The sequence below is a fragment of the Pedobacter sp. W3I1 genome (assembly GCF_030816015.1).
Classification (GTDB): domain Bacteria; phylum Bacteroidota; class Bacteroidia; order Sphingobacteriales; family Sphingobacteriaceae; genus Pedobacter.
Map to the genome: position 1 here is coordinate 1,473,222 of NZ_JAUSXN010000001.1, position 14,313 is coordinate 1,487,534.

Annotated in this window: 6 protein-coding genes; 1 reads left to right on the plus strand and 5 read right to left on the minus strand. The window is 38.2% G+C overall.

Going from position 1 to position 14,313, the window contains the following annotated elements; translation table 11 throughout:
* Nucleotides 1-44 precede the first annotated feature (44 nt).
* Nucleotides 45-1,379, minus strand: a complete 1,335-nt coding sequence (locus QF042_RS06340) for an MFS transporter (RefSeq protein WP_307526409.1) — start codon at nt 1,377-1,379, stop codon at nt 45-47.
* 286 nt (nt 1,380-1,665) lie between these two features.
* Nucleotides 1,666-3,003, minus strand: a complete 1,338-nt coding sequence (locus QF042_RS06345) for an APC family permease (protein ID WP_307526410.1) — start codon at nt 3,001-3,003, stop codon at nt 1,666-1,668.
* Between the two features lie 413 nt (nt 3,004-3,416).
* Between QF042_RS06345 and QF042_RS06350 the strand changes: the two genes are divergently transcribed.
* Nucleotides 3,417-5,303 (plus strand): DNA topoisomerase IV subunit B, encoded by a 1,887-nt coding sequence (locus tag QF042_RS06350; protein ID WP_307526412.1) that lies wholly within the window; start codon nt 3,417-3,419, stop codon nt 5,301-5,303.
* 632 nt (nt 5,304-5,935) lie between these two features.
* On the opposite strand, the gene QF042_RS06355 is transcribed toward QF042_RS06350, so the two are convergent.
* The 3 genes from QF042_RS06355 to QF042_RS06365 are packed head-to-tail and all read right to left on the minus strand — an operon-like array spanning nt 5,936 to nt 14,295.
* Entirely contained in the window at nt 5,936-6,958 is a 1,023-nt protein-coding gene (locus tag QF042_RS06355; RefSeq protein WP_307526414.1) for a YihY/virulence factor BrkB family protein, read from the minus strand.
* Nucleotides 6,959-6,965: 7 nt separating this feature from the next.
* Entirely contained in the window at nt 6,966-9,281 is a 2,316-nt protein-coding gene (locus tag QF042_RS06360) for a BamA/TamA family outer membrane protein (RefSeq protein ID WP_307526416.1), read from the minus strand.
* The gene (locus tag QF042_RS06365; RefSeq protein WP_307526418.1) at nt 9,265-14,295 is read right to left on the minus strand and encodes a translocation/assembly module TamB domain-containing protein; all 5,031 of its coding nucleotides are present in this window, start codon (nt 14,293-14,295) and stop codon (nt 9,265-9,267) included. Before QF042_RS06365 ends, QF042_RS06360 begins: the two co-directional genes overlap by 17 nt.
* Between the last annotated feature and the right edge of the window lie 18 nt (nt 14,296-14,313).

A 14,313-nucleotide genomic window follows, 5' to 3' on the forward strand; every position in this document is an offset into this window, starting at 1 on the left:
TATTAGATTATGTCGACCCCAAACTCAAAACGCTCAACGCCAAACTACTTCTCCTCCTTAAACCTGCTAAAAAACAACAGCGCAATTAAACAGAGCCCGAAACCTACAATTCCATTTAACCGTAATCCGAAATCATTTCCAGGATCTTTACCATAAATGGTGAGCATGGCGAAAATGGCAATGCCAAAGGTTTGACCAAGTTTTACAAAAAGGTATTTCACCGCGAAGAACATCCCCTCATGGTTTTCACCTGTTTCTAAAGTATCTTTTTGGGCAATATCGGCCAATATCGCCGTGGGTAAAATCCCCAGGGCGGCTAATGGAAACGAAGCCGATAATACCAGAATGTAAATCTGTGTATGTGGACCAAATGGTAATTTACCTAAAAAGAAAATGGTAACAAAAATTAAGCACAACACACCGAAGGCAAGTAAAACAAAGGGTTTTTTGCCAATTTTAGCCGAACCAAAATTAACCAGCGGATAAAATAGCAGGGAAGCCAAAACCATGGCACCCATAAATTTTCCACCTTCCGATTCTGGTAGCCCTAACAATACCGTACAGAAAAACAATAGACCGCTCGATATAATGCTTAAGGCCGTATAAAAAGCAAAATCAGATATCAGGTAATATTTAAAATTACTGTTTTTAAAGGTGCTCTTAATGGCTGGCCATAAAGGAACATGAGTAGGTTTGGCCATCGAAAATTCTTTCTCGTTAATGAAAAAAACCGGCAATAACATCACCAGTCCTGACAAGATACACAAACCCCATATGGCAATCTGGATGGATTCGCTGCGGTTGGCCACATGAAAATGAGCCTCAACCAGATCTGCAAAGTTGTTGGTACAGGCCGATAAGATGATGCCGATGACAAAACCAACCTGCTGATAACTGGACAGCTTAACTTTTTGTCTTGGTGTATTGGTTACTTCGGCCAGTAAAGCGTTATAAGGGATAATATAAGTGGTAACCGATACAAAGAATAAACAAAGTGTTATGGTAAGCCACCAGGCATTATGCAGGCTTTCTGTTTTTTGGATTGGATAAAAAACCAGTCCGCAGAAAAGCATAGCGGGAATAATAGCCCATTTCATAAAGGGCATTCTGCGGCCGTTTTTGTTGGTGCTGGCATCGCTTTTAGAAGCAATAAAAGGATCGTAAATGGCATCAACCAATCTACCTGATGCTGCAATAATAGAAAGGATATTAAATGCACCCAATAAAACAAGTTGTGGAACCAATGGAGGTAAACCTGCGTTGCTTGGCGGAAGATAGAAATAGGGAAGCATTACGATGATAATATTCGTCATCGTGCTCCAACCAATCATACCAGCAGCGTAAGCAATTTCTTGTTTTAAGGAGAGTGTTTTGTTCATTAAATTTTTAAAGTTAAATTCTTTATTTTTTGAAGAGCAGGTTCCTGTGTCGATCGGTTAGATCAGTCCTGCTTTCCATTTTATCCCGATGAAAAATCGGGATGTTCATTCCAATCAGGTTTATTTTACTTAGGTCTGCCTAACTATCTTAAACCCGACAGCAGCGAAAATACTTTTTGTAGCTCCTTCGACAGGCTCAGGATGACAATGACAAAAAGATTGTAGCGTATGGCGGGACTATCGAAACCGACCAGCACTGCAGCTGCTTTTCAAATCAAAATATAGACTATTTCTTATTAAACCATCTGCTCACAAAATAAATTGCCAGAAAGCCAACAAAAATATATAATCCGTTCAATGCCGCATTTGGGTCGTCCGCATAAATGCTAAAGGCCACGAAAGTATAGGCAGCAATGAAAATAATAGGCAATATAGGATATAAAGGAACAGTGTAGATGGTTTTTTTATCAAGATGTGCCGTTCTTTTTCTAAGGATGAAAATTGTTGCTGCCGAACTGGCCATGCTGATGCTTTCTAAGAAAATGGTATAGTTTAAAATCTTATCGAAAGTTTTGGCGTAAAATATAATTACAACTGCGATTAAAGTGAAAACTGTAAGGCTAATGGTAATTACCTCGGTTTTTTTATTCATCCTGCTGAATATTTTGGGTAGTGCACCTTCTTCGCCCATAGCAAACATCGCTCTGGGGTTGCTTAGTAAGTTTACATTTACATAACCCATTACAGAGAAAAAGATAATTACAGACAGCGCGTTGAATCCCGCTGGACCAAATATTTTTGAGGCTAATATCGCTGCTATACTTTCGGCTGATTTTAATTCTTCGAAACCGATCACCTTTACATACACATAGTTGATGGCGAGATAAAGAATTACAATGATGGTTAAGCCGATAATAATGGAGCGTGGAATTACTTTCTTGGCATCTTTAACCTCGCCGCCAAAATTGATGGTTTGCGCATAACCTGCGTAAGAAAAAGAAACGGCGATTAAGCACAAGCCTAAGGCTTTCCCGTAATCAGACCAGGTTGGTATTGCACCACTTACTGTTTTAAAAATGGGCGTAACAGTTTGTGTTTGTCCACCGAAAAATATAGCACAGATTAAGATTAAAATCATTCCGATTTTAATGACCGTTAATACGTTCTGCGTTTTTGAACTCGCTTTTAAGCCTAACAGATTAATAAAATAGAAAGTTAAAATAGTGATGATGGCTATGGCGACCCGATAAGTTTCGGTTTGTTTATCAAGGGGTAGAATAATTTTGCTCAGGTATTCTGCACCAATAATTGAAATTGCCGCCACAGATGCTGCACTCGAAATAATAACGATACAATTAATGGCAAAAGCGATAGAGGGGTGATAAGCCGCTGAAAATATTTTATAATACCCGCCTGTTACGGGAAAACGCGAACCAATTTCGGCATAGGTTAATGCACCGCAAAAAGCCACAAAGCCGCCAATAAACCAGGCCAAATAAAATAACTCTGGAATTTGCGCTTTCGCCGCTACATTAACAGGCGTACGGAATACACCCATTCCAATAACCAAACTCACCACAATCATGGATAAATCGAATAGCGAAAGTTGCTTCTTTTGTTGCATTAAATAGAATGATGAATATGGGGTTGAAGATAAGGAAAATTGAATGATTGAATGAGAGAATGATTGAATGAGAGAATGATTGAAGGTTTGAATGAGAGAATGATGTAGGATGGAAAAGAGATGATGGACATAATCAGTTGGCAATTACCAATTAGTAATTCTCAAAGGCAATTAAACAGGTAAGCAAATGAACCAATGGCCAGTGAACTAATGAACCACTCATCATCCATTGTTTACATGTGGAAATTTTCTTTTGCGAGCCTCACAGAATAAATCTATTATTGTATAATAATTCTGAAGAACGTATTTGAAAATATTTTTATTTCAATCATCAGGGTTATTTCTACAAATTCTTCATCACTTTGCAAGCGAAAAAATGCAGGGTTTTTCATTGAAGAACAGATAAACACACTATGGCAGAAGTAATTTATAACGACGACAGTATTCGCTCATTAGATTGGAAAGAGCACATCAGGCTTCGTCCGGGTATGTACATTGGTAAACTTGGCGATGGTTCTGCTCAGGACGACGGTATTTACGTTTTGTTAAAAGAAATTGTAGATAACTCTATTGATGAGTTTGTAATGGGTACCGGAAAAACCATCGAAATTACTGTTTCCGAACAAAAGGTAAATATACGTGATTACGGCCGTGGTATTCCACTCGGCAAGGTAATCGATTGTGTAAGCAAGATTAATACCGGTGGTAAATACGATAGTAATGCCTTCCAGAAATCGGTAGGTTTAAATGGGGTAGGTACCAAGGCCGTAAATGCACTTTCTACTAGTTTTATGGTGCAATCGTACCGTGATGGGAAAACGAAAAAAGTCGAATTTTCTAAAGGAGAAATTGTAAATGAGCAGCCAATTATCGATACTACTCAACGTAATGGTACAGCAATTACTTTTTATCCGGATGAAACCATCTTTAGAAACTACCACTACATTCCTGATTTTGTAGAGAGTATGGTTTGGAACTACGTGTTCTTAAATACCGGTTTAACTATAAATTTCAATAACCATAAATATTTTTCGGAAAGAGGTCTTTACGATCTGCTATCTAAATTTAATAAGCCAGAAGAAATCCGTTACCCGATTATTCATATGATTGGGCCAGATATTGAAATCGCCATGACCCACGGTCAGCAATATGGCGAAGATTACCACTCTTTTGTGAATGGACAGCACACTACACAGGGTGGAACCCACCAGGCGGCCTTTAGGGCTGCGGTAGTGAAAACCGTTCGGGAGTTTTTCAAAAAAGAGTTTGATGCGGCAGATGTGCGTTCGTCTATTATCGCAGCAATCTCAGTGCGTGTACAGGAGCCGGTTTTCGAATCGCAGACCAAAACAAAACTGGGTTCGCAGAATATGGGGCCAGAAGGGCCATCAGTAGCTACTTTTATCAACGATTTTGTTAAAAAAGAGCTTGATGATTATCTGCACAAACATCCGGATGTAGCTGATGCCCTTTTAAAGCGGATTATTCAGTCGGAGCGCGAACGTAAAGATATTGCAGGTATTAAGAAACTGGCAAACGACAGGGCAAAAAAGGCATCCTTACATAATAAAAAATTACGCGATTGTAAGGTGCATTTTAATACCACACACGAGAAACGTTACGAAACTACCTTGTTTATTACCGAGGGGGATTCGGCATCGGGTTCTATCACAAAATCGCGCGATGTAGATTGCCAGGCTGTATTTAGTTTAAAGGGTAAACCGCTAAACTGTTACGAGCTTACCAAAAAAGTGGTTTACGAAAATGAAGAATTTAACCTGCTACAGCATGCTTTAAATATCGAAGATGGTTTAGAAGGGCTTCATTATAACAATATTGTAATTGCAACTGATGCCGATGTGGATGGTATGCACATCCGTTTGTTGATGATGACTTTCTTTCTTCAGTTTTTTCCGGATCTGGTAAAAGCAGGACATGTTTATATTTTACAAACACCACTTTTCAGGGTGAGAAATAAAAAGGAAACCATTTATTGTTACAGTGATGAGGAGCGTAGAAATGCCATCGAAAAACTGGGCAATAAGCCAGAAATTACCCGATTTAAAGGGTTAGGAGAAATCTCGCCTGATGAATTTGGGTTGTTTATCGGAAAAGATATCAGGTTAGACCCAGTTATTTTGAAAGATCAAACGATTAAAAGTTTGCTTGAATATTATATGGGTAAAAATACCCCAGACAGGCAGCAGCATATTATCCGTAACCTAAGAGTAGAGAAAGATGAGGTAACGGAAGAGCCTAAAGTGATTACTGAAGAAGTGATTACTGAAGAAGTAGCCTAAAGAAAGAAAGTCAAGTTTTAAAAGAACTGCTTGACAGACTCCAATAGAAAAATCGTCATCTCTACCGAAGCAACGCGCAGTGGAGAGATCTTTTAACTATGTTTATGGGATAGTTCAATGATTTCTCATTGCGGTCGAAGTGACGATTTATATTAACCTGTTATCCAACTATTTTGCTGGAATGATCCTGAAACAAGTTCAGGATGACGACCGTATTAGGAGATTGCATTAATTCATGATGTACGTCCTGCTGAACTTGTTTCAGCATCTATCTTGGCTATAACCATTTTATTATAGCTAAGATTCCCGCCTGCGCGAGAATGACGACCGCCTGTTGAAAAGATCCTGAAACTAGTTCAGGATGACGACCGTATTAGGAGATTGCATTAATTCATGCTATACCATTGACAAACTCCAATAGAAAAATCGTCATCTCGACCGAAGCAACGCGGAGTGGAGAGATCTTTGAACTATGTTTATGGGATAGTTCAAAGATCTCTCCACTGCGGTCGAAATGACGATTTATATTAGCCTGTTTTCCAACAATTTTGCTTTTGCAAAAAAAAACCAGTATCTGGGAATGACGACCGCTTTTGAAAAGATCTTGAAAGAAGTTCAGGATGACGATCGCGTTATTCCTTAGGTAAATTCACCGTATCTTCGGGGTGTTGCGGAGGCAATACATCTACCTTTTTCTCTACAATAGTGATTTTGGTAAACACCGCATACTTACTAGGGGAGATGCCATTATCATACTTTTCTGCATAGGCCTGTGTAAATTCGGCCCCAAAGTAGAGTATAATCGAGGTATAATAAATCCATAATAAAATAACGATGATCGAACTGGCTGCACCAAAAGCAGAGCCTGGATTACCTTTTTCAATATAAATCCCAATCAGGTATTTACCTAAACTAAAGAGAACAGCAGTGAATAAAGCACCGATTATTGCCGATTTCCAGCGGATGATAACATCGGGTAATACTTTAAATATAACAGCAAATACAGCAGTAACGGCAGCAAGCGTAATTACATTGTTTAAAATATAAATCAGCAGGGCCATAGTATCATTTGCAACCGGAATAACGTCATTTATATTGCTTTTTGAAAGGAGGTTAGCCAATTTGGAACCCAAGCCCACCACTACGCTATTTACCACCAGCGATACCAGCAATAAAAAACCCATTGATACAATTAAAGAAAAAGACAACAATCTGTTAGAAAGCATTTTTATCCAGCCTTTTTTAGGGACAGCCTTTACCTTCCAGATCATATTTATACTATCCTGTATTTCAATAAAAATAGCAGTCGACCCAATAATAAGTGCAACAATCCCCACGACTAAACTAAAAGCCGATTGACCCGTTCTGTTGGCATGTTCTACAAAACCCTGTATCTGGCCTGCGGCATCTTTCCCTACCAGTTCGGTAATCTGTCCAAAAAATTTCCCCCGGGTCTCCTCATTTTTTTTATCACCCAAAAATAAAGTGGCTGCAGAGAGGAGGATGATAATAAGCGGTGTAAGTGAAAAAATGGTGTAATAAGCGAGCGAAGCACTTAATTTGGTTACCCTGTCTTCCACAAAACCTTTTCCGGCAGCAACGAAAAGATGATAAAGCGCAATAAAAAAATGTTTGATCTTGTGAATTATTCTCATCGAAAAATTAAAACGGATATCCTATCCCAATATTAAAAATTAAATTCTGTTTACGCCAGTCTTTATTTCCGAATGCGATATCATCGAACACCCATCTTTGTCCTTCTGGTAAGTATGGTTTACGTACGGGGAAGGCCACATCTAAGCGGACTACAAAAATGCTGACATCTACCCTTAAACCCGCGCCGGTACCCACCGCCAGCTCGTTAAAAGTGTTTTTTAGCTTAAAACCAGATCCAGGTCTTGCCGTTTCTGGTTTGCCAGGTTCTCCGAGATCTTCTTTTCTTAGCCAGACATTTCCTGCATCTACAAACAATGCGCCATAAAGCACACTCACAATCTTAAACCGTAGTTCCGAGTTAAGCATTAACTTAATATCACCCCCCTGATCTGCAAAAAGAGCATCATCTCTCACCTTAAAAGTTCCCGGGCCTAAAGTCCTGGCTGGAAAAGCCCTGATATCGTTACTCCCGCCCGCAAAAAACTGCCTAACAAATGGGAGTGAAGTAGAGTTACCGTAGGCGTAACCATAACCTAAGTTTAACCGGTTTGCCCAGATTAAGTTTCTGGTAATTTTATAATAATCCCTTAAATCGGCTTCTGCCCTGATAAACTGGGTTAGTGGTATATTAAAAAGTGTACGTTTCCCTTCTTCGTCTTTTGGTACAAAAGTGCCCCATACATTTCCACCGGTTTCTAAACCACCAAAAAAATAAGTATTATTTCTGCGGCTATCTTCCATCTGGTTAGTATAGGTGAAATTATAGTTACTGCCAATAATAAACTGACTTTCTAAGGTAGTTCTCAATAATGGATTTGCATCATATAAACTGTCTCTAACATCGTCATTTGGAAAAGCAGTAGAAATATAACTGACTGATATTGGATTAAAATTATGCTCTTTGTACAGGTTTTCTTTAAAGTTGTAACCAAATTGCCCCTTAAATGCATGTAAAGTGTATTCAGAACCACGGTTCAGCATCTGGTAAGAAAGCGAGGCAATGGTTTTTGGGATGAAGGCATTGGTGCTATTCGGTTTGTAAAATGGCACAATAAACCTGGGGAAAGTCAGTTTTCCTTCGGCAGTTAATGATAAGGAATTTTTGCCTAAAGAGGTTCCTTTGGTTTGCGTTTCAAAACCACCACTAACACTCAAATCTAATTGTTCTGCATTTCTAAACAAGTTTCTGGTGGTTTGTGTTACTTTCACTTCCGAACCAACGAAATTGTTCGATTTACTCGTTCCTACAACCGAAAAGGTAAGTGAGTTTTTCTTTAATGGGGTCAAATAGATATTCAAGTCGAGCTGATTGTTTTTGAAACTATCAACTGGTAAAAATTCAGCCCTTACATCCTGAAAGGCACCTACATTTACCATGCGGTTTAATGATTGGTTATGATCTTTACGGTTATAAGGTTCGCCTTTTTGAAAGAACACCAAGCGGTCGAAAAGTCTTGGTTTAAAGGTATTACGGTCATCGTATATATTGAAATCGTTATACTGTAACGGCTTTAGTTTTCTTAATGTACTATCTCTTCTTAACGAATAATTAGGGTATATGTTAATGTTTTTAATGGTATAGGGTTTTAATGCTGCATCTGGAGCAATGTCTTTTACTTTAACCGAAACATTAACGAGGTTTTTACCAATGGTGCTATCCACTTGCATAATTAAATAATCGGGACTGAAATAGAAATAGCCGTTTTCTTTCAGGTCGTTATCAATCCTGATCCGCTCATTTTTGTAGGTATCGATATCGTAATAATCGCCAGCTTTTAGCAAGGTTTTATCTTTGTTGGCATTAATGATTTTTGTGATTACCCCGGTATCAGGAGGGAAATTAATTTTATTGATTTTATATCGCTGCCCGGTAACTGCAGTATAAATAGCTTTACCTTTTTTTTCTTTTACAACGGTATCGCCGGTAACTGTTGCCTGTAAATATCCTTCACTAATAAGATAACTGGATAATACATCATTGTTGTATTTCAGCTTTACCTCGTTCAATAACACAGGTGCTTCTCCCTGTCTGCGTAACCAGTTTCTAAAACCTTTTGGCTTTTTGGGTTCCCCTGCAAGATTGTATAAGCCCAGTTTAAACTTTATCCCCAAAATAGACTTATTGGGACGTGGTCTTGTTTTAGCTTCCAGGTCGGTTTTAATCTGTTTTTCATTGTCAATTTTCCCGGATGAATCAGGATTGATTTTTACTTCAGCACCGGTATACAAAATCTGCCCTGGTTTTAACGATTTGGTACTGCTGCAAGCCGCCCAAACTAAACAGGCCAATAAAAATAAAAGAGGTCTAGTTAGTTTTCTCATCTTGTGCTTTCTGTTCAATGTTTCTTATTCTTCTGATTCTTTTCTTTTGGAATATCTCTCTAAATTTATTGTAATCTACCACCAGCGTAAAACCCAAACCTGTTTCAACAATCTGGCCCTGTACAATCATATCGTTCTGGTTTCGGCGGTAAGCCCTTAAACGGTATCTTCCATCGGCAGAGAGTGCATATTCAACATTTACGTTTCCTGCAATATTGGTCGACTTTTCTCCCGGTGCCTGCGGTCCTTCTAAAGCAAATGAACTTCCTACGCTAACGGTTAACCTGTCATTTAAAAGTTTTTTCGATAAGCCAACCTCCAGATCGGTTTTTTGCTGCATTGAACCTGTTGAATAATCTTCAGATGAATTTACGCCGAAATTAAGATCAACACCCTGGATTAAATCGGAAGTTAAATTATTCAATTGCTCAGTTAACAGTCTACTTACGCTCGAACGGGCAAGGGTAGAAACGCCACCGCCGCCACCAGCCAAACTTTGAAAAGGATTGTTTGCGATAAACCTGTTTAGGGCAAGTAATGCAAGAACCTGTTTGTTCAACTCACTTTCATCACGGTTTACATTAATCAATTTGGTATAAACCTGGCCATTTAAAGCACCGCGTTCATTTTCTGGTAAATCGAGCTTAAAGGATATACTTGGTTTTAATAATTCACCTTTTATCATCAAATAAACCTGGAAAGGCAATTTAGTCCTGGCTTCGTATAGATCTGGTTGATTTAACAGATCGATAGGAGCAGCATTAACTTCGTATAATGCTGTAATATTTGCAGTAGCTGAAGTAGGTTCCCCTGTCCAAACAATGTTACTACCTTTAACCAGCTTAAATTCTTTTTTTACAACGGCCAGTGTTAAATTGTATGATCCGTCAACTATCTCGTAGCGACCGGTCATGCTGATTTTACCACTAGGATCCATCGTTACATTTAAATCTGCATCGCCCCTAACTTTTAGGTTATCGCCTGTAGATGGATCTACAACTACATTTAATTCTGCTTCCGGATCTACCTTAACCGATGCCACCAGGTTTAAGCCCTTAATAGGTGATTTACTGATACTATCTACTTTAAGCGCTTTTTGCCCGTTAAAAGGAGGTGCATCGGCATCAATAAACTGCACTATACCTTCCTGATCAATAATCGATGGATCACTTGAAGGCAAAGCGAAGAAGAATTTAGTACCCTTATTCACATTGATGTTCATGTTCACATCCGGCTGGTTTAAATCTCCGCGGACTTTGATGTTGCTGGTTAAAAATACCGTTCCATAAATCATATCATTATCAGCTGCGGTCGAATTAATTGCCCTGAAATTGTTCGTCCGGATATCTAAACCGAAACGGTAATTTTTAAAATCGGTGGTGTAAACCTTTCCGTTGATGGTTGCTTTTTGATTTAAAGAATCGATTAAGGTAAAGTTGTTAAAACTGATGCCTTCATTTGTAAACGATATTTTCTCATTCGGCATACGGATATACGAATTTACATAAGCCACTCTGATCCCTGCATTATTGAAAGTTAAATCGCCAAGTATTTTGGGCGCTGTTAGCGCACCCTTAACGGTAAGTGCTCCGGTTAAGGTACCCGTGCCGTTTTTAAGCTGACCTGCAGATAAACTCTCAATGTTTTTCATTTCAATCTTATCGATATTTACCGTAAGATCTAAAGCGCTTTCTGGTGCAGTATAATAAAATCCGTTAACCCTTAACTCATGCACGCCGGTTAAAGCAACATTTACCTCAAAAGCATTTTCAGTGTTATTGTTTACGGCAAGACGTAAGGTGCCCAGCTGATCTTTTTGATAACGCAATTGATCGATGGTTAAATTTGCCTCAAACTTTGGCGTGCTGGCCAGGTCTTTAACGTTCGCAGTTCCGTTTAAACGGCCACCAATCAAAGTAGTGTCAGTCTCTGCAAATTTGGTTAGGGTTTCCAGCTGGAAATCTTTAAATGCTACTGCCAATGGTGCATTTGGCTCGGTAGGATTACTATTAATGGAAAGCGACTGACCGCTATTGCTGATCTGGAATTGATTAACCAGGATCCCTGATGCGCCAAACTGGATATAATTATCTTGCGAAACCATCCATTTTTGATAATCGAGTAAGAGTTTTTGTGGATCTAAAGTGAATTTGAAATCCTTATTGATCGATTGGAAGGTGCCACCAATTACATATTTATTTTTAAGCTGCCTATCGCGCAGGAAGATATTAACACCTAAATTGTTGTTTGAAGCATCGCCACTTACTTCTGAATTGAAAAGGGCAATAGCTGGGCTTTGAAGACTTTTGATGGTTAAACTATAATCTAATTTGTTATTGTCGTTGTTGATGTTTAAAACCGTGGTATCTACTTTAAAGTCGCCATATACCACCTGCGGGAAATTACCCTTAATCTGTAAACTGTCTTTTTGTGTATCAATTAATCCATAAAACTGCGATTGTTTGAATACTGTTAATTCGGGTACAAATTCTTTTAATAATTTAGAATCGTAAACCTGTACAAAAAACCTTAACCGTTGATCGGGAACTTTAGTTACAGTGCCAAAAGCATAGTATTTATTAATTTCATTGATAATGGCATTGCTTACCTTTGTTAACTGATATTTGCCATCAATTTTTGCCGATAAAATTTCTGATCTTAAGGTCAGTTCGTTTTCCGTAGCGGTTGATTTTGCCCGGATGGAAATTGTATCTACATTGATTTTTTGTTTGTCTTTTACCAATTGCAGGCTGGTTATATCAACCGAGCCGTTTAAATAATCGGCATCGGCAGTGGCCAGGTCTACCTTAACAACGCCTGCTGCACTTAATACCGTTGGACTGAAATTTAAAGCCAGTAGGTTCACTTGCTTCAAATTTAAATTGGCTTTTACAGCTGGATATTTCCCTGCCAGATTCACTTTAGCATCTAAATTAAAGTTGGCATTACTATCAGGCATGCTGCTTTTAATGCTGATGTTCTGGTTGCTGTAATTGCCGGCAAGGTTTAAATTACGATAGGTATATTTATTGTAGTAAGCACTAAGCACTTTTGCGTTAAACTTTGCATTAATCTTTTTCGGATCGAGCCCTATACCGGCAACATTTGCTTTAGCTGAAACCCTGCCCAGTTTAGGTTGCATTTTTAAGAGTCTACCTACATTAAAGTTGTTTAAAGTGATATCTGCTTTATAACTTTCTTTGCCTTTTGGCCCTTTCATTCCGGCCACCAAAATAGCACCACCCATATCCGTCTGGATATTCATGTTGGTGTTAAAATCGGTCATTGAGCCTTTAAAATTACCCTTCGCATTAATTACATTTGGTAGTTCGATGGTTGGCGACAATGATTTTTTAGGTACAGCCACCAAAATATCTCCTTTGGTAATGTGAAGTTTTTTGATGTTTAAATCGAGGTAGGTTTTTTTGATATCCGGTAAGCCTTTCGCCTTTCCACTAATATCAATCTGCGTATTTTTCAATCCGCTGATCTGCAGTTTTGGAATGTTCAGGTTATTCAGGTAACCATTAACATTGGCATTCAGTTTTATTTTTTCGTTACGGTAATTGGCTGGAATGGCATCGCTGAAAAAGCCAGCATCTTTTAAACCAATGCTTGTATTTTTAAAGGCCAGATTTAATTTCACACGTTCAGGATGTTTTGTTAAATCATCCATCGAGGTAAAATTTAATTCAGTTGCATTTTCGATTGAAGTATTGGGCGTTTTTAAAATAAAATTACTCAGCTTGATCTGTTTGTCGTTATACACCGCATTACCTCTCAACTGATCCAATACAAAGCCACTTTTCTCTTTTAGTGAGCCGTTTTTAACATTGGCTTTTATCCCTGCTGCGCTATAACTTACATCGCTAGCCCCTAAATTGAGCTGATTAATTTTTAGGTGGTTAAAATCCATGCCTTTGGCGGTAGGTTTTGCGCCAAGATTATCGAACTGTACCTTATTATCCGCTAAACTGATATTTTTGATGATCAAACCCAGAGGCGATTTTTCGGGCACTACGGTATCTTTAACTTTTTTTAAATCATTACTCGGCGCTGGTTTAAAAGCAAAGAGAATATTAGATTTATTTAAATGTGCATCATCAACAGCATATTTGCTATTGGTTAGATCTACTTTCAGGTTCACCAAACCCAGGTCATTTACATCGGCAACAGCTTTGGTTGTAGAGAGCTGATCGTCGTAATTTACCTTTACATTGTTGAAAATAAAGTTCTGAACTTCTATTAATGGCAATTTACCCTGTTCCTTTTCACTGCTATCAACACTATTGGTAATGTGCTGCACCAGCTGGGTTAAGGGTTTTTGTTGTAAATAACTTAAGGAAGTATTAACGAGGCTCAACTCTTTAATTACATAATGCTGATTGGCTAAATCGAAATCTTTGATTTTAGTTTTAAACGCACCAAGATATAATTTCACGTCATTACCCGCTACATCATCACGATAGGTGATGCCTATATCTTCGAAAGAAACTTTATCAACAGAGAATTTTAAGGTAGAAGTAGTGTCTTTCTTTACTTTCTCTTCTGGTTTTTTTTGATCACTGGCAAAAGCATCAACCAGGAACGAAAAGTTAAACGTTGTATCGGGATTAACACGCTTTACATTCGCACGTACATTTTTTAGTTCGATGTCATTTACCTCGATGGTGTTTTTTAATAGCTTAAACAAGCTGATATCAACTGCCAGTTTTTCGGCATATAATAAGGTATCGCCTTTACGGTCTTCGATATAAAATTTATTTAAAACCACATCTTTTGGCAAGGCAATTTTAATGCTTTCCAAACTTACTTCCGTTTTGGTTTTGTTTTTAAGATAGTTAATAGCTTTTTCTTTAACAAAATTCTGAACGGCCGGAATATTTAGAGACAGGGCTAAACCAACAACCAGGATGATGATGGAGGCAATTACCCACAATAAAATTTTAAGACTTTTGCGTACGTATTTATTCAAAGCTAAGCGTGTTTGGTGTTTGATAAATGCTAAAAGCATGCCATTAAAATTAATTTT